Source organism: Zoogloea sp. (assembly GCF_041904905.1).
GTDB lineage: Bacteria > Pseudomonadota > Gammaproteobacteria > Burkholderiales > Rhodocyclaceae > Zoogloea.
The window spans coordinates 19,133-37,697 of record NZ_JAYRMI010000038.1; the positions used below are offsets into that span (position 1 = coordinate 19,133).

The 18,565-nt window shown below is 65.9% G+C and carries 14 protein-coding genes; 4 read left to right on the forward strand and 10 right to left on the reverse strand.

Features of this window, described 5'->3' with window-relative positions; genetic code table 11:
- Nucleotides 1–50: 50 nt before the first annotated feature.
- The 3 genes from ACE3N6_RS11905 to recQ all read left to right on the forward strand — a co-directional run bounded on the left by ACE3N6_RS11905 (nt 51) and on the right by recQ (nt 3,232).
- Nucleotides 51–317 (forward strand): hypothetical protein, encoded by a 267-nt coding sequence (locus tag ACE3N6_RS11905; protein WP_374245983.1) that lies wholly within the window; start codon nt 51–53, stop codon nt 315–317.
- 77 nt (nt 318–394) lie between these two features.
- On the forward strand, nt 395–1,396 hold the full coding sequence (locus tag ACE3N6_RS11910; protein ID WP_374245984.1) for a hypothetical protein: 1,002 nt from the start codon (nt 395–397) through the stop codon (nt 1,394–1,396).
- Nucleotides 1,397–1,423: 27 nt separating this feature from the next.
- Nucleotides 1,424–3,232, forward strand: a complete 1,809-nt coding sequence (gene recQ, locus ACE3N6_RS11915; protein WP_374245985.1) for a DNA helicase RecQ — start codon at nt 1,424–1,426, stop codon at nt 3,230–3,232.
- Between the two features lie 28 nt (nt 3,233–3,260).
- Here recQ and ACE3N6_RS11920 read toward each other — a convergent pair whose 3' ends face one another.
- Nucleotides 3,261–4,838: a tetratricopeptide repeat protein gene (locus ACE3N6_RS11920; RefSeq protein WP_374245986.1), complete on the reverse strand. Its 1,578-nt coding sequence runs from the start codon at nt 4,836–4,838 to the stop codon at nt 3,261–3,263.
- Between the two features lie 139 nt (nt 4,839–4,977).
- On the opposite strand from ACE3N6_RS11920, the gene ACE3N6_RS11925 reads away from it, so the two are divergent.
- Nucleotides 4,978–5,484 (forward strand): hypothetical protein, encoded by a 507-nt coding sequence (locus tag ACE3N6_RS11925; protein WP_374245987.1) that lies wholly within the window; start codon nt 4,978–4,980, stop codon nt 5,482–5,484.
- 92 nt (nt 5,485–5,576) lie between these two features.
- On the opposite strand, the gene ACE3N6_RS11930 is transcribed toward ACE3N6_RS11925, so the two are convergent.
- The 9 genes from ACE3N6_RS11930 to ACE3N6_RS11970 all read right to left on the reverse strand — a co-directional run.
- Complete coding sequence (locus ACE3N6_RS11930; protein WP_374245988.1) at nt 5,577–5,921, reverse strand: FKBP-type peptidyl-prolyl cis-trans isomerase; 345 nt, start codon at nt 5,919–5,921, stop codon at nt 5,577–5,579.
- A gap of 98 nt (nt 5,922–6,019) precedes the next feature.
- Nucleotides 6,020–6,568, reverse strand: a complete 549-nt coding sequence (gene msrA, locus ACE3N6_RS11935) for a peptide-methionine (S)-S-oxide reductase MsrA (RefSeq protein ID WP_374245989.1) — start codon at nt 6,566–6,568, stop codon at nt 6,020–6,022.
- Between the two features lie 27 nt (nt 6,569–6,595).
- Nucleotides 6,596–7,324 (reverse strand): DUF2189 domain-containing protein, encoded by a 729-nt coding sequence (locus ACE3N6_RS11940; protein ID WP_374245990.1) that lies wholly within the window; start codon nt 7,322–7,324, stop codon nt 6,596–6,598.
- A gap of 400 nt (nt 7,325–7,724) precedes the next feature.
- Nucleotides 7,725–8,687, reverse strand: a complete 963-nt coding sequence (locus ACE3N6_RS11945) for a PD-(D/E)XK motif protein (RefSeq protein WP_374245991.1) — start codon at nt 8,685–8,687, stop codon at nt 7,725–7,727.
- Nucleotides 8,687–10,942, reverse strand: a complete 2,256-nt coding sequence (locus ACE3N6_RS11950; protein WP_374245992.1) for a Z1 domain-containing protein — start codon at nt 10,940–10,942, stop codon at nt 8,687–8,689. Before ACE3N6_RS11950 ends, ACE3N6_RS11945 begins: the two co-directional genes overlap by 1 nt.
- The gene (locus ACE3N6_RS11955) at nt 10,917–12,512 is read right to left on the reverse strand and encodes an ATP-binding protein (protein ID WP_374245993.1); all 1,596 of its coding nucleotides are present in this window, start codon (nt 12,510–12,512) and stop codon (nt 10,917–10,919) included. Before ACE3N6_RS11955 ends, ACE3N6_RS11950 begins: the two co-directional genes overlap by 26 nt.
- A 29-nt stretch (nt 12,513–12,541) precedes the next feature.
- A complete protein-coding gene (dcm, locus tag ACE3N6_RS11960; RefSeq protein WP_374245994.1) occupies nt 12,542–13,882 on the reverse strand; it encodes a DNA (cytosine-5-)-methyltransferase in 1,341 nt (446 codons plus the stop codon).
- A gap of 632 nt (nt 13,883–14,514) precedes the next feature.
- Nucleotides 14,515–14,889, reverse strand: a complete 375-nt coding sequence (locus ACE3N6_RS11965; protein ID WP_374245995.1) for a hypothetical protein — start codon at nt 14,887–14,889, stop codon at nt 14,515–14,517.
- Between the two features lie 646 nt (nt 14,890–15,535).
- Nucleotides 15,536–18,565: translocation/assembly module TamB domain-containing protein (locus ACE3N6_RS11970; RefSeq protein ID WP_374245996.1), on the reverse strand; the 3,030-nt coding region annotated here is incomplete at its 5' end.

Genomic DNA, 18,565 nt, shown 5'->3' on the forward strand with positions numbered 1-18,565 from the left:
GCGCCTAATGTCAAGTAAGAAAAAAGCTTACAAGACGAGAGGAGAAACCCATGTTGACGCTGCAAGACTGCATCGAGCTTTCCGACCTGTCCGAGGATGAAATCCTCGCCATCGCCGAGCACGAACACATCCCCGAAATGGCCGCCGTCGAGATGGGTTGTTACCTCTGCCACACGCCCAGCGGCGAAAAACGCATCCGCCGCATGATCGTCGACGACATCCGCCACGCCCGCGAAAAGGGCGACACCGCCCACGCCGCCATGCTCAAGACGGTGCTCCGACACTACGTCGCCGAGCATCACGGCACCAAGGCCTAGTTCTTTCGACATATCGCCAGACGCGGAGCGGGTTGGCATAATCCCGGGCCAACCCGAACAACAGCACGCTCCCGCCAATGGCCATCCTCCGTTGCAACAAATGCGGCCACGTCGCCGAAGTCCCCGGCGAACTCACCGGCCAGCAGATCGCCTGCCCGCAGTGCACCCAGCCGGTGGCGGTGTACGACACCGTCCTCTTCGTCCGCAAGGTGCTCCAGCAATACTTCGGCCAGCGCGACGAACTCAACGCGCTCAAAGCCCAGCAGGCGAGCGCCTTCCCCACGCTCAATGAAAGCCCCGCCGCGGCCGCCGGCGGCACCGATCTGGACGTGGACATCCACAACTCCGACCACCTCGCCAACGCCGCCCAGCACGCCGCCGTCCTCCAGTGGTTCGAGCGCCGCCAGATCCAGATCCGCGCCAATCACGACGCGGTGGACACCACCGGCTTCTTCGACGAGATCGCCATCGAGCTGGGCGACAACTACGACCAGCTCCGCGAGGTGGTGGACAAGATCCGCTGGGGCCAGCAGAAGGACGTGCCCAACTTCAGCCTCAACCTCGGCAAGCTCAGCCAGAAGGAAGGCCAGGCCGTGAACGCCTTCTGCAAGCGGCTCTACGACTGCGCCTTCCTGGCCAAGTATTTCTACCAGAAGCAGGAGAAGATCGGCCGGGCCACCATCCAGTCGGCCCCCGCGGTGCGCAGCTTCTTCGCGGGCGAGTGGCTGGAGTGGTACGCCTTCATGAAGGTGCTGGGCCTGATCCGCGAACGCCGGCAGCACTTCTCGTGCGCCCGCCAGCTCTCGGTGATCTTCCCCAACGAAGATCTCCACGAACTCGACGTCTTCTTCCTCATCGACGGCAGCACGCCGGTGTGCATCGAGTGCAAGACCGGCGAGTTCCGCCAGGACATCGACAAATACCTGCGCCTGCGCAAGCGCCTCGGCATCGACCGCAGCCAGTTCATCGTCTGCGCCACCGGCCTCACCGACGAGCAGGCCGCCGGCCTCTCCAGCACCTACGAGCTGACTTTCGTCACCCAGGCCGGCCTGACCGCCCATCTCGCCCGGCTGTTCTGAGGCTGGCCGGGGTAAAATCCCGGCCCTATGAGCCGCGCCCGCGAAACCCTATTCCACGTCTTCGGTTACACCCAGTTCCGCGGGCCGCAGGAAGACATCGTCGAACACGTAAGCGCCGGTGGCGATGCCTTGGTGCTGATGCCCACCGGCGGCGGCAAATCCCTGTGCTACCAGATCCCGGCGCTGCTGCGGCCGGGGGTGGCCATCGTCGTGTCGCCCCTCATCGCGCTGATGCAGGATCAGGTCTCCGCGCTCAAGGAGGTGGGCGCGGCGGCGGATTTCCTCAACTCCAGCCTCAGCTTCGAGCGGGCGATGGAGATCGAGCGGGCGATGCTCGCCGGCGCGCTGGATCTCCTCTACGTGGCGCCCGAGCGCCTCGTCACGCCGCGCTTCCTCGATCTGCTCGACCACCTCCACGAGGCCGGCCAGCTCGCCCTCTTCGCCATCGACGAAGCCCACTGCGTATCCCAGTGGGGCCACGACTTCCGGCCCGAATACCTGCAGCTCTCCATCCTGCCCGAGCGCTACCCGCAGGTGCCGCGCATCGCCCTCACCGCCACCGCCGACGCCCAGACCCGCCGCGAGATCGCCGAGCGCCTGCGCCTCACCGATGCGCGCGAGTTCGTCTCCAGCTTCGACCGGCCCAACATCCGCTACACCATCGTCCCCAAGGACAACCCCCGCGCCCAGCTGCTCGCCTTCCTCAAGGACGGCCACCTGGGCGAGGCCGGCATCGTGTACTGCAGCTCCCGCAAGAAGGTGGACGAGACCGCCGCCTGGCTCCAGGAAAAAGGCATCGCCGCCCTGCCCTACCACGCGGGCATGGGCGCCGACGAGCGCGCCATCAACCAGGACCGCTTCCTGCGCGAGGACGGCATCGTGATGGTCGCCACCGTCGCCTTCGGCATGGGCATCGACAAGCCCGACGTGCGCTTCGTGGCCCACCTCGACCTGCCCCGCTCCATCGAGGGCTACTACCAGGAAACCGGCCGCGCCGGCCGCGACGGCCAGCCCGCCGAAGCCTGGATGGCCTACAGCGTGGCCGATCTGGTGCAGCAACGCCGCTTCATCGACCAGGGCGAGGCCGGCGACGAGGTGAAGCGCGTCGCCACCGCCAAGCTCGACGCCCTGCTGGGCCTGTGCGAGACCACCGGCTGCCGCCGCCAGCGCCTGCTCGGCTACTTCGACGAAGAGGCCGAACCCTGCGGCAACTGCGACACCTGCCTGAACCCGCCCGAAGTGCGCGACGCCAGCGAATCGGCCCGCAAGGCGCTGTCCTGCGTGTTCCGCACCGGCAGCCGCTTCGGCGCCGCCCACGTGGTGGACGTGCTGATCGGCAAGGCCACCGACAACGTCAAGAAGTGGCAGCACGACCAGGTGAGCACCTTCGGCATCGGCACCGAACTCGACGACAAGGGCTGGCGCACCCTCATCCGCCAGCTCGTCGCCCACGGCGCCCTGGCGGTGGATCACGAGCGCTACGGCGCCCTCACCCTCACCGAAGCCGCCCGCCCCATCCTGCGGGGCGAAGCCGGCTTCACCCTGCGGGTCGACCCCAGCCCGACCAAAAAGAAGAAAGACGCCGCCCGCCGCATCGACTGGCCCGAGGCCACCGGCGAGGAAGCCGAACGCCTCAACCGCCTGCGCGCCTGGCGGGCCAGCACCGCCAAAGCGCGCAACGTGCCGGCCTACGTGATCTTCCACGACGCCACCCTACGCGACATCGCCCGCCGCTGCCCCGACAGCATCGTGGCCCTGGCCACCATCTCCGGCGTGGGCGACCGCAAGCTCGACGCCTACGGGCAGGACATCCTGGCCGTCCTCGCCGAAGGCTGAGGCCCCAGCGCCTCAGTGCCTCAGAGCCTCAGCGGGGCCGGCCGGCGCGAATCTCCGCCGCCCGCCGCTCGGCCGCCTCGGCCTGGGCCGTGTGGCCCGCCTTGCGCTCCAGCTCGGCCAGCAGGGTCAGCGCCGCCACCATGAAATCCGGCGCCTCGGCCACGTAACGCTCCGCCGTGGCCTGCACCTGCCGGTTCAGGGCCAGCGCCCCGGCGTCGTCCCCCTGGGCGGCCCGCAGGCCGGCCAGCTGGAAGCGCACGTTAGCCACCTGCAGGCTATCCTCGCCCGCCACCTCCACCCAGCGGGCCAGCGCCTTCCGGCACACCGCCTCCGCATCGGCCGGGCGGGATTGCTCGGCAAGGTTGCCGCACAGGTTGGTCTCGGCCGCGGCAATCGTCGGCGGCGTGGCAAGGGGGTTGCGCCGGAACACCTCCAACGCCTCCCGGAACAGCACCTCCGCCTCCCCGTGGCGGTTCTCGGCGCCGTACAAAAAGGCGCGGTTGTTGAGCATCCGCCCGTATTCCGGACTGCGCTTCCCCTCCCGGGCCGCCACGATGCCCAGGGCGCGCTCGTAAAGCCGGTGGGCTTCGTCGTAACGACGCTGGGCCCGGTACACCGTGGCCAGGTTGTTGAGCGCGCTCGCCACCAGCATCGACTCCGGCCCCGCGGCCTTCTCGCTCGCCGACAGCAGGCGCTGGGCGAGCTGCTCCGCCTTCGCCTGATCGCCGCTGCCCGAAGCCGCGCTCAAGGCCAGCCCCAGCACCTCCACGCTCCCCGCGTTGCCGCCGCCGGTGGTCTTCTCGTCGATCGCCAGCGCCCGCTGGGCGTCGAGGTCGGCCTCCCGAAAACGCAGCTGCACCAGCCGGAGCTTGGCCCGCGCGGTAAGCGCCAGCCCCACCACCGGGTGCCCGGCCCCCAGCTGCCGCTCGCCAATCGTCACCGCGCGCCCGATGGTGGCCTCCGCCTCTGCGTTGCGGCCCAGGGCGATCTGCTCCCGGCCCAGGCCGACCAGCGCATAGGCCAGATCGCCGCTATCCGCGCCGCGCAGCGTCTCGACGAGGCTCACCACCTGCCGGTAGCCCTGCTCGGCCTCCTCATGCCGCTCCAGCCGCGCCAGCGCGTTGGACTGCACATCCAGGGCCTCGGCCATCTGCAGCGACGCGGCCCCGCCGTCCCGCTCGATCAAGGCCCGGGCCCGCTGGGTCAGGGCCACCGCCTCGGCGGCCTGCCCTCGCAGCATCTTCACCCCGGCCAGATGCACCAGCGGCTGGGCCAGCAAGGGCGAGTCGGGCCCCACCGCCCGCTCCACCAGGCCAACGCTGCGCCTGAGCACCACCTCCCCCTCGTCCAGCCGCCCCAGAGACAGCAGCGCCGGGCCCAGCACCTGCAGGCTGGCAAACACCGGCGGGCTATCCCGGCCGCCCTCCTTCTCGGCCAGATCGAGCGCCTCCAGCGCCTTGCGGCGCGACGCCTCGAAATCGCCCTGCTGATAGCTGGCCGCGGCATCCCGCTGCAGCGCCTGCCACGCCGGGCTCTGGGCCATGGACAGCGGCACGCCGGACACCAGCATCCCCGCCAGCGCCGCCGCCCGCACTCGTCTGCGCATCGACATTCCGGTTCTCCCCTCTTCAGTCGGCTGGCCGCCAGAAACCTGATCGGCATCGCCCCCAGCTTACGCAGGCGCCAGCGCCGCCGCTTTGCGCCAGCGCAAGCCTGTCGCGGCCGGCCTGCGCTATCGTCCAATCATGAACGCACGCCCGCTTGCCGCCCTCGGCGCGCTCCTCCTGGCCGCCTGCGCCCCCCCCGACACCGGCCGCATCGCCGGCGCGGCCACCTCGCCCCTGCACGACCTCAACCTCCTCCACGCCAGCATCCCGCCGGTGCTGATCGAGGCCGTCAAAGCGCCTTACGCCATCCCCGCCACCGCCAACTGCCCGGCCTTCGGGCTGGCCGTGCGCGAGCTGGACGCCGTGCTCGCGCCGGATGTGGATGCCCCCAAAGCACCAGACCGCGGCCTCGTGGACCAAGGCGGCACCCTGGCCGGCGACGCCGCCATCGGCGCCATCAAGGGCGCGGCCGACGGCCTGCTGCCCTACCGCAGCTGGGTGCGCAAACTGAGCGGCGCCGAACGGGAGAGCGCCCGGGTGCGCGCCGCCATCGCCGCCGGCAACGCCCGACGCTCATTTCTCAAGGGCATGATGGGCGCCAGCGGCTGCCCCTGGCGCAACGAACCCCTGCCGCCCGCCCCCTGAGCCCCCGCCACGGCCCGACGCCATCGCAGGGGGCCAGAATGGACAACGGGCGCCCATGGCGCCCGTTTAGCGTGCAGCGGGTGGCGGCCTGCTTACAGCACGGCCAGCAGTTCCACCTCGAACACCAGCGTGGCGTTGGGCGGGATCACCCCACCGGCGCCGCGGGCACCGTAGCCCAGGTTGGGCGGAATGGTCAGCTTGCGGGTGCCGCCCACCTTCATGCCCTGCACGCCCTCGTCCCAACCGGCGATCACGCGACGACCGCCCAGGGGAAACACGAAGGGATCGTTGCGATCCTTGCTGGAATCGAACTTGCGGCCATCGGTGAGCCAGCCGGTGTAATGCACCTGGACGTTCTTGCCCGCAACGGCTTCGGCACCGGTGCCCACTTCGATATCTTCAATGACGAGGCCGCTCGCCGTAGTAACTTGAGTCATGGAACGCTCCTGTTTGATGAACGGCGGATTCTATCAACCCGCGGCACACTGCAGGGGCACGCCACCGCCCCACGCAGCAAACACCACACCCGGCTGGATCAGCCGCCCTTGCGCCGCGCCGCAAACGCCTTGCGGAACTTGGCCACCTTGGGCGCCACCACAAACTGGCAATAGGGCTGGCGGCCGTTACGGGCAAAGTAGTTGTCGTGATAGGGCTCTGCCGGCCAGAAAGTGCCGGCGGGCTCCACCTCGGTGACGATGGGCGCATCGAAGCCCCCCTCGGCGGCAAGCTGGGCGATCTTGGCCCGGGCCGCCGCGTCCTGCGCCGGGCTGGTGGTGAAGATCGCCGACCGATACTGGGTGCCCACGTCGTTGCCCTGGCGGTTGGGCGTGGTCGGGTCGTGGATCGCAAAGAAGATGTCGAGCAGTTCGGAATAGCCGATCACCGCCGGGTCGAACTCGATGCGCACCGCCTCGGCGTGGCCGGTATCGCCGTCGCACACCCGCTCGTAGCTGGGCGCATCCAGCTGCCCGCCGATATAGCCGGACTGCGCCGCGCTCACCCCCGCCACATCGAGGAACACCGCCTCGATGCACCAGAAGCAACCGCCCGCCAGAATGGCAAGCTCGTTCGTCTTTTCGCTCATTGTCGTCTCTCCAGGCCGGGGCTCCGCTCAGCCCCCGGCCGGCGGAAAGACCTGAAGATAAAGCAGATCGCTGGCAAAGGCGAGGCAGGGCAAGGACACCAGCAACAGCGGCGGAAACAGGATGGTGGCGATGATCGCCCCCGCCAGCAGCACCGCCCACACCAGCATCGGCCCCGGGTTGGCGAACACCCCCCGCACGCTGGCCGTCACCGCCTGCACCAGCGACGCACGCCCATCGAACAGCAGCGGCACCGCGAAGGCGGTGATGTTGAACACGATGAACGCCAGCACCGCGCCCATCAGGCTCGTCCACAGATGAAAGCGCACCACCTGACCCACATCCGGCGATGTCCCGCCGATCATGAAGCTATACACCGTGGCCGCGTCGGTAAGCCAGATCAGCAGCAGCAGGCTGCACGCCGCCGCCAGCCCCCACAAACCCCGCGGCGCCTGCCGGAAACCCGCCAGCACATCCGCAAAACCCGCCCCGCGCCCCGCCGCGACAGCCCGCCGCAAGGCAAAGAAGCCCGCCAGCACCGCCGGCCCCACCAGCAGAAACCCCCCGGCAAACGGCAGCGCCATCGCCGACAGCCCAAAGTGCCCCAACACCGCAAAGATGCCCACGCCGATCAACATGAACACCCCCGCAAACCCCGCCGCCGGCACCAGACACCGCCGATACCCCGCCCACCCCTGCGCAAGGGCGGCAAAGACAACAGAAAGCGCAACGCGACGAGGAGCAAGGGATTCGGACATGAGCACAGCCTCCGCAGGGGTCAGACCGAACATCTGGCCCGAAAGCGGCAGCGGTGGGAATGATTTGGGTCAAGGGCGGCCTTCGAGGGGCCGGGGCTCCGAAGGCAGGCTTTTGATTGCGGCGGTGGTTCGGGATGTTGGGGGGGGGGGGACTTCTCGACCAAAGCTGCAACCCAAGCTTCGGCCGCGGAACTACCGCTATCGACCCGTTGCAGACATTCGACCTGATGTGCCGTCAGCGGCAGAAAACTGAGCAAAGTTGTCATTCCGGTGAGCAACTCACCGGCAAGTCGTCGAAGCGGACGGTGACCGGTTGTCGTGGCACCCGAACTCAAGATTCGGCACCCAATCAAGCATTTCCGGCCTGCGGCTACCAGTTCGGTTCGATGTTGCATCGGCCTTAGAACAGTTTCCGCAAGGCAACCATGCCGTTCCCTCCGAGTGAGGACTGCACTGACGAAAGGTCCGTCCTAAACCTGACGGATGACACGCGAGCGTCGAGAGGGGGTCGCACGCTGGGCACGTCTTCCATCCGATACAGCACCAGTTGCTTAGCTGCCAACTCGGTGTCGAACCGTCGGTCCAATGTTTCTGAAAAATCGGCTCCAAGTGACTGGACCAACTGTGCCCAAAGCTTCGCTTGAAGCTGAAGGTCTCCGTTCAGTTGACCTTCGACCTTCTTGGCCAAGTCGAGGACTCCGTCACCTCCGTTGGCCGCCCTGAGCATCAACGAGGCCACATAGCCAGAACCACCCCTCGGTGGTTGCAACTGGTCCAGCGAAAAGTCGTGAATGCGGAAGGCTCCGATCGTGGATTTGACTTCAAGTCGTCCCTGCCCCCACGAGAAGTCGAAAGCCTCGGTGTTGTCGGTGTGCCAGCGGTCCACCGCGATGGGCACGTTGCCGCTCGCTGCAATGCAGAACAGCTCCGCCCATACACCAGATATCTCGCGCCCAGCGGGGCGAACAAGTGCACGGAATAACCCGAGCAGTCGGGTCACGCGTGCCTCTATGGCCTGCGTCTCCGCTGACACGGGGAGGTCGGCGATTGCTGCCCGGACACATCGGATGAAGAGTTCGTGTAGTTCCGGCGCGCTGCCCTCGAATCTGATGAGCGCGAACTTTCCGACAACTTCAGTCCCATCGACGTTGAGACGGCACAACATGCAGAAAGCGGCACTCAGGTGTCGATGCTGCACTACCGGTCGATACACCGGCTCGCCTTCATCGGCGACAAGGAAGACGGGCGCGCCATGCTGGTCCTTTCCCAAGTAGTCCTGCCGAGCGCCTGGCAACTGTATTGCGTTGAACGAATTGGGGCTCGTCGCCGGCTCGAACAGGGCGAAGTCTGCGAGGATGTGCACTACGTGCGCTCCTCGATGATGAGCGGCCGTCTTAGGCTCTTCGGTACGTGCAAAGCGAACCACGGCACTTCGGTGATGTCCGCTCGACTGCTATCGCGCTTGGCGGAGCCCACCGAAAGCTCCCTAACGTGAAGTGTGATGCGCTCGGGTGAGAAGTGGCTCTTGTCGTTCACCGACCCAGCTGTATTGCTGAAGTACTGGTTGATGGGTGCCCGCAAGTCGGCCTCCGGGAATCCCCGTCCAGCCGCGCGTGACCGGTAGGTCTTCGGCATCACGAAAACATCGGCAACGAGGCTAGGGTCTTTCGCAAGCATCGACGCCAACGCAATCAGCATGGCGCTGTGTTCCTCTGCATCCACAAGGTCTTTCACCTCCACCTGGAGCAGAAGATCCTGCAGCACCGCCTTCAGCGGCACGCCTTTAATAACAGGCACGGGTGACGTTACGCCAGCCTTGACGAACTGGGGCAAGTCCGATGCAGATATCACCGGACCATGTGCCAGCTTCCACCCGTCAGTGGCGGTCTTGAATGTTCTGCGGTTCGCCCTGACAGCGTCAAGGTCGCAGTGAAGTGCGCCAGGAACCATCCATCCATCCACCGGTATACGGCGGATATCCAAGCCTACAACGTTGGGACGCGTGGGACTCAGCAAGTCAGTCAGGATGAAGTCTCTGCGCCACTCCAAGAGAGGCTTCCCTCGGTGGGAGTTGAGCGCATCTCGGATGAACTCTTCGTGCTCGACATAGTCGCGGAACGCGTCTTCAACATCGCTCTGCACATAGACACGACAAAGGCCGAGGTAGTCCTTCTTATAGCCGAAGAAGCGAGCGCGCTGCTGGAGGTTGTCTGCTGCAGCGGAGGTGCCGAGCGGGCGGGGCATGTAAGTAACGCAGAGACCCTCGACGGTATACCCGCGGTCAAGCTTCGCCGCGCCCACGAGTACCCAGTACTTAGTCTCCTTCCATTTCACTCTCTTCTCTGCCTGCTGGGTTCCGTTGATTTCGACCACGCGGAAATCATCGAAGACCTCGTCGACCATCGCATCAATGAGGGCTGGAAGAGGGCGGATGCTTGGGAACGTCGCCTTCAACGCCGCGTACTCGTCGGCAAACAGCTTGGCGGCGGCAGGCGGGTCAGTCTTTTGAAGGCGTTTGACCGCAGCAAACGTTGTTCGCTGGGCCGTCTCCACCCAGTTCTTGTACATCGTGTGCGAAGCGGTCAAGACAGCCGGATGTACCATCATCGTCCGGTTTCGGTCCTTGCCTACCGTTCGCGTCAACTGATGATGAGCGGCAGCAAGGAGAAACGTCCTGAAGGCTTGAAGGAGTGTCTTTGGCGCGCCCGCCAGCCGAACAGTGGCCGACGGCACTTGAGCCGTCGGGATGACCTTCACCAGGTCAGCGTTCTGTTTGAAGAACGCCTTGCCCCCCGTGTACGCATCGCCCGGCGTCACAAGCTCAGAGAACTCTGGGCTCAGCAGGTCAGCTTGCGCCAGCAGTAGATTGGCTTGCGGCGTTGCCGTGTACTGAAGGTACGAGTGATGCGGCAGCGCGTTGCGAACCTGCAAGATGGATGAATAGGTCTGGCTGGCGGTGTTCGTCCCAGCCCGTGACCGGCGCACAGCTGCAGCGCGCGTATTCAGGCCGGCCTGGTCGCTCTCGTCGTCAATGACCAGAGCGGGAACCCCGGCGAGCGGCAACTTTTGGAGCAGGGCGGCAAGGTTCGCCAGATGCCCGCTGTGTTTCAGGACGGTAATCAAGACTGCTCGCTTGCGAGTCGGGTTGTCTCGCCACGAGGCCAACCGGTCACCGAGATGGCCCTTCCTCGCTATGGTCGGGTTGTTCTCGTGAAACCATCCACCGTCGCCGTCGTCGATGCCAAGGTCCCTAATCAATCGGTCCTCGGACTGGTCCAGAAGGATGTTCTTCGTACCGGCGAGCAGGATGACCAGCCCATAGCCATTGTCCCGTGCCAAGGCGATGACCGTCTCGAACGACATAGTCTTGCCGCTCTGCACATAGCCAACCACCAAGCCGGTGCGCTTGCCAGGAGGGCTGGCAGGCGGATGGCACCGACCGAGAATTCGCTGCGCAATGTGAAGGACGGAATCTTCGCCCTCGGTGAGTTCTTGGTAGGTTGGCCCGTTGGGGTCTCGGGACTTCAGTGTCAGGAATGCGGTGGTGAACTCCTTCTCCTTTGGATACCAAAGGAGCTTCGGTCTCACGCCCTCAAGTACGGTCACTGATGTTGTCATGGGTGGTCACGTGAGCGCTGGTCAGCGCGCCTCTAAGTAGGTAATTGAGGTGGTGGAGGACGCTGTCGGGGCTCTCGCCCGTCATGTCCTGCGATAGCAGCAGCGACACGCACACCGCCGTAGCCATCTTGAGCAGCAACTCTACGTTCTCGTTATTCGCTCCGAGGTACTCGGACGAGAACGGGTGGGCTAACGACAGCTCGATTTCTACGTTTCGAACGTTGTCGCCGCCGTCGACGTGCTCGTGGTTGCTGATGGACAGCCATTGCTCGCGAGCAGGGTCCACCGAAGTGCGGATGGTGACGACCCATTCCCAGTCGCCATCGTTGATGGTTACTTGCTTCTCGGACGCCTGCAGGTGGTCCAGTGGCAACTGCTGCGGTATGGCGGCGGGCTCGCTGGGCGAACTCTTGGCCGCTTCGATGAGCGGCGCGACCTCGTTCTGGAAGTGCTTGGCAACGGCGTTGGTTGCAACCTGAGCGCGCTCGGCGATGCTCTTGCGGGTGGGGAGTGCGCGGTAGTTCTCGGCCTGCGAAATCAGGTCCAGCGGGTCAGCCTCGACAGCCTCTTTCAGGTGCTTGAGGAAGATGTCTTCGTGCTCCTCCCAGCGGAAGCCGTCCTTGGTGTGACTGACGGCAAAGCCTTCGATGTGCAACTCGCCAAACAAGCGCTGGTAGGTGAAGCTATTCGCCTTCTTAAAGATGTATGTCGGCCTGTAGGTCTCATCACAACTGCCTTCAATCAGGCGACCGCGCCGGAATAGCGAGAAGCCCGCCGAGGTCGTTGAGCCGACTTCCCGCAGCGCGGCGAAGCCCGTGACCCGTTGACCACCGCCGAAGTCGAAGTCAATGTTCTTGATCCAGTTGACGGGCGTCTTCTCGGTCAGGGAGCGCGCACCGGGAACAGTGTACGGCACCGAGGACAAGACCGTCGGCGCCTTGTACTTCAAAACATCGCCGTTGAACTTCAGTTCCAGCGTCCCGTCTGCGATGAAGACGCGATAGATGCTTGCGAGGTGCTCGCGAATCTTCGTTATCGTGCGGCTCGCTGGCGGGTGGTGAAGACCCCGGAGCTTGACGACGGTGTAGTGCCTCTCGGCCTTCTCGGAGCGGCTGTCAGGGGTTAGGCTTTCGATTCGGTTGTCAACAATTTTCTGCACGTCGAATGCGACCGTGCGCTCGACGTCTTCTCCTAAGGCCTTAGTCCGAACCGACCAGTTCTCGCAAAACCAGCATGCCGCGCTCTTCATGCCCATGCCGAACTCGGAGAGTCCAGAGCGGTCGGCAGGTACTTGAGCAGCCCGGAAGGCACGGGGAAAGTCCGCAGCGGAGATGCCTGCGGCGTTGTCCGTTACCGTGATTTCGCCGCTACCGGCCACGCTCAGTTCAATCGCCACCTTCAGACAATAGTCAGTGCCTTCGATGGACTGCAGCGCCTCCTTATGCGAAAGGTAGCTCTGCAGCGAGTTGTCGACGAACTCCGCGATGGCAAACCACGGCTTGTAGTTCAGGTGCCGAAGAACCCCGAGCATCGTGACCTCGGGGCGAATCTCTATCTTGCCGCTCTCCATGCAGCCTACTCCCTCTCTATTTATTCGGCCTATGCGTAGTGCCTGTTCGGTGGGGCAGCCTTTTTAACACTCGGGATTGACTGTAAAAGCGCAGAAGCAACTCTTTCCACCACATCAGTGTTCACCGCATTTCCAAGTGCCTGAAACGCCTGTACCGGGCTGCTGGGTAGTTGTTTCAGCGACTGCATGCTTTGAAGCCTGGCGCACTCCCTCGGGGTCATGTAGCGCTCTTCCCACGCAATGATGGGAACTTGGGTGTCGGTCATTGCGATGAGGCTCGGAGCGGTATTCCGGCGCTTGACTCGAACCCCTGATGCACGGAACTGAATCACATAGTCCCATAGGTTCTGATGACCACCTTGAATGTTCCATTCCAACTTCTGCAAGCTTGAAGGAAACTTAAGAATTTTTGGTCGCCAGGGGGCAATCCAGTCGCGGTTCTCCGCATAGAACTCCCTGTTTTTCCGAATGAAGTCTTGCTTCCACTTAGGGAACACAAACTGCTCTGTTCGAGCATGACTTGGGAGCGCAGCCCAACGCTCCTCCAGTGTTGGCTTGTGTCCGAGTTTGATCCCATGGCTACCGGAGAACCCCGCCAAACCGTCAGCCCCGTGAAGAAACTTGCGTGCAAACGGCGTCTCAGTTACATACGGGTAGGTTGCGCCCCACTCCATTGACCAAAGTGGAAACGACGGAAGATTGAGTCCTTCAGGACAAGCCCCCAAGAACTCGCTCCAAACTTCCAGGCACTCCCGTACTTGTGGGGACAGCCTCTTCGCGTCTACAGGGTTCTTGTCGAGGACTGTTTCAATGGAGGTCTCATTGTCGGAGCGCTCCGGCCACTGGAATGCGGTCAGTGGCTCCAATGAGCCGACGATGTAAACGCGCTCGCGAATCTGCGGTACGCCGAAGTTGTGAGGCGAGTACTTTTGAGCGTCAATGTGATATCCGAGTCCTTCCGCTCCAAGAATCTTCTGAATCTTCGTCCAGGTCTTCCCGTCGTCATGCTTGAGCAGATTTGGTACGTTCTCGAGAATGAACAGGGACGGCCTTCGGGCAGCAAGTATCCTGACCACGTCAAAGAACAAGCCACCTTGCTTGGTGCACTCGAAGCCGAGTTGTTCGCCTGCCTTTGAGAAGGGTTGGCATGGGAATCCTGCCGTGAGTACATCGTGCTCGGGCACCTCATCCGGGCCCACCTTGGTGATGTCGCCCGCTGGACGAATGCCGTGGTTGAACTCGTAAAGGTCCCGCAGATGCTCCTTCCACTCCGCAGCAAAGACGCATGTCCCGCCCAGTCGCTCCAGCGCTATATGGAAGCCTCCGAGACCGGCAAACAGGTCAATGAACCTAAAATCTGACTTCTTCATTCTTGGTATGGACCGTCCAGCCTCTCAGCCGGGCACGTGCCCCACCGAGCGAACGAAGAACCCGGCACCCTAACGGGCGTCGAGGTTCTAGCTGCCTCGGTAGGTCTGATGCGTTGCTGTATGCGGAAGCTGCCTAGTGGAGAAATCCGCGTCGCCCCAAACCCTTCCCAAGAAGGCTTGAGGACCTCTAAAGTAACAAGATCTGGCTATTGGACCCGAAGCAGGGGCTCGCTGTCTAGCAGAGGCGCCGCAAAGCAGTCGCTGGTTAACTTCGGCAATCAACCTTGAGCGAAACTTTGCGACTGGGGCGTTAATCGACTGCCTTGGCGGAGTTGCGTGAATAGGCAATCCGGCAGATTTCAAAGCAAAGCAGCCATTCAGATGGCTGCTTTGCGGCGAAAGTGACAGACCGCTTCTAGCCGGAAGCGGACCACGAAGCTTGTATCAGCCACCGTCCGCTTCGACCGAGTAGCAGCCCTCTGCACCCCAACTCTAACGACGTCGAGCCTCTCCCCTCTTCTTCACCTGTCATTTTTGCACACATCCGCCCGCCAAGCCATGTGCATGGACGGGCTTTGTTTTAGCGCCCTGCCCCCGCCCACCGCGGGCGGGGGGTTCTTACGCTGCGCCGCTTACGCCTGTGCGTCCTTTGCCGGTTTTTCCCGGGAGGGGAGTTTGCGGTCGGACTTCTTTTTCAGGCCCATGGCGGCGATCTGGTTGGAGTCTTCGCCGTAGACGGCCTTCACCTGGGTTTTGACTTCGATCATGGTGAGGTGAAGCTCCTTGCCGGCGAGGGTGACTTCGTCGCGGGCTTCGGCGGCGGCGTTGTTGGCGACGATCTCGGCTTCGATGGCCCGGCGGTAGCGCTCGTAGATGGCGGTGACGGCTTCGAGCGAGTAGGCCGGGTTGGCGGGCTTGTAGTCCTCGATGGAGCGCAGGCCGAAGAAGGCTTCTTCGTCGGCCTTGAGGATTTGGGGGGAGATGCGGTTGTTTCTGGTCTTGGACATGCTGGCTCCTGAACGGTTGAATGATCTGGTGCGTGGCCGCGCGAGACAATGTTACACAAGTATTTTGTGAACACGTAAACATATCTGTTCGTCACACCAGTAAACATGGCAAGGTGTTCGAGTGAACCGTGAGGCACAGCCTTGCACGCGCACACCAGCCGCCCCTTGAGCCTTCGTCGGTAGCCGCATGGGCGAGGCCGGGCTGGGGGGCGGCGATGGCGGGCTGGCGCAGGCGGCTTGCGCCCCGGGTGAGCGAGGCTTGGCCGGGTGCGAGTGCGCTTTGGCGGTGGATGAGGACGATTCGCACGGGCACGAGGACGATTCGCACAGGCGCGAGGATGCCTCTGCAGTGGACGAGGACGCCTCGCACCCGCACGAGGACACCTCGGCCGTCGACGAGGACGATTCGCACGGGCACGAGGACGGTTCGCACAGGCGCGAGGACACCTCTGCAGTGGACGAGGACGCCTCGCATGGGCACGAGGACGCCTCGGCCGTCGACGAGGACACCTCGCACGGGTGCGAGGACGATTCGGCGGGGGGCGAGGGGAATGTGACGGCGGCGGGTGGCGGGGTGGCCGGGGCCGGTTGGGCCGTGGCGGGCGGGTGGCGCCCCCTGCCCCGCCGCGGGGGCTGGCGCTACGCCTTAGCGGAAGGAGAGGGTGAACATGGCGTCCAGCGCGTTCTCGCTGCCGGCGCGGCCGATGATGGCGATGCGGCGGGTGAGCTGGTAGGTGAGCTTGACGATGCTGGAGGTGCCCGAGATGCTCTGCTCGAAGGAGAGCATGGCCTGGGTGGAGAGGCGTTTGCCGATGGTGATGACCTGCCCGGGCACGCTGTCGATGTTGCTGGACGAGGCGCTGGAGGCGGTGCCGGTGACGCTGCCGGTGGCCACGCTGCTGGTCTGCACCCGGGTGCGGCTATCCACGCTGGCGCCGAAGGAGAGTTCGTCGAAGCCCAGGGCGCGGGCGAGCCCGGCCGACAGGCCGCCGCCGGAGTCGCCCAGCAGAGCCTGGGCGGCGGGGAGGAGCAAGGCCATTTCGCCGCCGGAGCCTTGATCGGGCGGGCGACCGAGCACGATCCAGCCAAGTTTTTCGGGGTCGGGCACGTTGGGTTCGGAGACGAGCCGCACGATGGGGCGGCGGGCGGTGCCGGTGATGCCCACGCCGGCTTCCACGGTGAGGCCCTTGCGCAGCGCCACCACGTTGAGGCCGGGGTTGGCCACCGGGCCGTTGAAGGTGACGATGCCTTTCTCGATGTTGAGCTTCTGGCCGTAGCCTTCATACACCCCACCCACGGTGACGATGGTGCCGGTGGCGGCCAGGGGGCGGCCGGGGCCGGAGGTGAGGCGCAGGTCGCCGGCGAGGCGGGTGTCGAGGCCCAGGGCCTTCACGTAGAGGGCGTCGCCCAGGCCGATGGCCAGATCGACGCTCATGGCGAAGGGGCTGGCGGCGGGCCTGGCGCCCCGGGCGGGGTCGAGCACCACCACGTCGTCGCCCAGGCTGGGGGGCGGGGTGCGGGAGAGTTCGACGAAGCCGGCGTCGGCGGCCAGACGGCCCTTGAGGTGGGCGGCGTTCCAGCCGGTGACGAGTTCGCCTTCGCCGCTCAACACCAGCCATTGATCCACCCGCTGAAGCAGCGGCAGGCGGTCGGCGCGGAAGTCGAAACGGCCTTCGCCGGTGGCGAGCTGCACCTGCCCGCGGGCCTTGAGGGTGCCCGGGGTGGCGGTGAGCCGGGCCACGTCGATGCGCCCTTCGTGGGGTTTGACGCGGTTGGGCGAGACGAAGCCGAATTCCTGCAGGTTGAGGCGGTCGCGGTTGAAGTCGGCCTGCAGGGTGCCGCCGGAGAGGTGCAGGCCCTGGTCGGCCATCACGAAGGAGAGGGCGTCGCCCCGGATGCGGCCGGCGGCCTCGGGGTTGGCGGGGGTGCCGGCGAGAGTGAATTCGCCCTTCAGGCTGCCGTCGGTCTTGAGGTTCTGGTCGGCCAGGGGGCCGGCCCAGGCAATGGAGGGGATGTCGAGCCGCGCGGAGCCCAGCAGGGGGGCACCGGGCACCAGGCGCACGGCGCCGTCGGCGGTGCGTTCGGCCAGCGCGGTGCCGGCGCCCGATGCGCTGCCCAGCCGGCTGCCGTGGGCCGAGAAGCCGAAGGCGATGCGGTTGGCGGCGGCACTCACGGTGAGCTGGAGGTCGTCCAGCCCGAGCTGCACCGGCGAATCGCCCTGGAGTTCCAGATCGCCGCTTTCGCGGAACAGGCGCACGAAGCCGTTCACCTGTTCGGCGATGTCCACGTTCCATTCGCCGCCGATCTGCAACGAGGTGCCGCTGGATTTGACCTTGCGGGTGGCGGGGTCGAGGACGACCCCCACCTGCACGCCGCTCACGCTACCCCGGGCCACCAGATGGCGGGCCTGCCAGCGGGTTTCGTCGAGGCGGAAGCGCCCGCCGGCAACGCCGCGCAGCTCGGCCGGGCCAAGCGCCACGGTGTCGGCGGAGAGCAGGAGCGCGGCCGGGGCGGCAAGGGTCATGGTGTAGTCGCCGCGCAGCTGCAGGCTGTCGAGCCGGCCCTGCCAGCGGGGGCCGTCGGAGAGGGCGCCGGAGAGGGTGGCGACGAGGGAGGCGGTGCCGTTGGCGTAGGCCTCCAGCCGGGCGGTGTTGGCGGCGCGGGTGCCGTCGAAGACGAAGCTGGCCCGGCGCAGCAGGGCCTCGCCGGTGCCGCCATCTTTGGCGGGGGTGCGCAGGCCGGCCACCGAGAGGGCCACCGCGATGGCGCCGTTCCGGCCTTCGGCGATGCGCCCCTCGCCGTTGGCAGCGTCGAGGCGGATGCCGCCAACGGTGAGGTGTTCGGCGGCGAGGTCGAAGTCGCCCGCGGGGTGGGCGAGGCTGCCCCGGAGCACGCCGGCCAGCCGCAGCCGCCCGCCCAGGCCATGGCCCAGGGCGGCCAGGGCGGGGGCGTCCAGCTCGAGGCGGAGGGTGTCGCCGGGCTGGCCGTAGCGGCCTGTGGCGGCGAGCCGGTTGCCGGCGAGGGTGAGGGCCACGTCGGCGTGGGTGAGGTGGTGGCCTTCCACCGCCAGCACGCCGCGCCCGGCCAGGGGCTTGCCTTCGAGGGTGCTGGGGGCGAGGTCGAGATCGACCCGGCCGGCGAGCTGGGGCGCGCGCCGGCCCTGGAGGGTGAAGCGGGTGTTGAGGTCGGCCGGGGGGGCGGTGGCCACGAAGGCGCGGGGGTTGAAGCGGTCGAGCCGGCCGCTGGCCTCGAAGGCGCCGGCGGTATCCAGCGCGAGCTTGCCGCTGGCCTCCAGCCGGGCGGCGCGGGCGGTGGCGAGGAGCTTGTCGATGGTGACGTGGCCGGCGGCGTGGCGGGCGTCGAGGCGCAGGGCGAGCTGGGGGTCGCGCAGGTCGGCGCTGAGGCGCTGGGCGTCGGCGTCGGCGGTGGCGTCGATGCGGCCGGCGATGCGGGTGCTCACCGCCCGCTTGTCGAGCTTGCGGGCGTCGAGGTTGGCGATGCGCAGTTCGGCATTCACCGTGCCGAAGCCGGTGGCGGCGGGGGCCTGCCAGCGGGCGTGGCCGCGGGCCTGGGCCTGACCGGGCAGGCGCAGGTCGAGGTCGGCCAGGGCCAGCTCGCCCCCCGCCCAGCGCAGGGCGGTGGCGAGGGATTCGACCGGCAGCGCGCCGGCGTCGAT

What these genes read in the sequence shown, in the direction of transcription:
- recQ (WP_374245985.1), top strand. Translation starts at nt 1,424, where the DNA reads ATGAGCCGCGCCCGCGAAACCCTATTCCACGTCTTCGGTTACACCCAG.
- ACE3N6_RS11950 (WP_374245992.1), bottom strand. Translation starts at nt 10,942, where the DNA reads ATGACAACATCAGTGACCGTACTTGAGGGCGTGAGACCGAAGCTCCTT.
- msrA (WP_374245989.1), bottom strand. Translation starts at nt 6,568, where the DNA reads ATGAGCGAAAAGACGAACGAGCTTGCCATTCTGGCGGGCGGTTGCTTC.
- ACE3N6_RS11955 (WP_374245993.1), bottom strand. Translation starts at nt 12,512, where the DNA reads ATGGAGAGCGGCAAGATAGAGATTCGCCCCGAGGTCACGATGCTCGGG.
- ACE3N6_RS11920 (WP_374245986.1), bottom strand. Translation starts at nt 4,838, where the DNA reads ATGCGCAGACGAGTGCGGGCGGCGGCGCTGGCGGGGATGCTGGTGTCC.
- ACE3N6_RS11905 (WP_374245983.1), top strand. Translation starts at nt 51, where the DNA reads ATGTTGACGCTGCAAGACTGCATCGAGCTTTCCGACCTGTCCGAGGAT.
- ACE3N6_RS11930 (WP_374245988.1), bottom strand. Translation starts at nt 5,921, where the DNA reads ATGACTCAAGTTACTACGGCGAGCGGCCTCGTCATTGAAGATATCGAA.
- ACE3N6_RS11965 (WP_374245995.1), bottom strand. Translation starts at nt 14,889, where the DNA reads ATGTCCAAGACCAGAAACAACCGCATCTCCCCCCAAATCCTCAAGGCC.
- ACE3N6_RS11910 (WP_374245984.1), top strand. Translation starts at nt 395, where the DNA reads ATGGCCATCCTCCGTTGCAACAAATGCGGCCACGTCGCCGAAGTCCCC.
- ACE3N6_RS11940 (WP_374245990.1), bottom strand. Translation starts at nt 7,324, where the DNA reads ATGTCCGAATCCCTTGCTCCTCGTCGCGTTGCGCTTTCTGTTGTCTTT.
- dcm (WP_374245994.1), bottom strand. Translation starts at nt 13,882, where the DNA reads ATGAAGAAGTCAGATTTTAGGTTCATTGACCTGTTTGCCGGTCTCGGA.
- ACE3N6_RS11925 (WP_374245987.1), top strand. Translation starts at nt 4,978, where the DNA reads ATGAACGCACGCCCGCTTGCCGCCCTCGGCGCGCTCCTCCTGGCCGCC.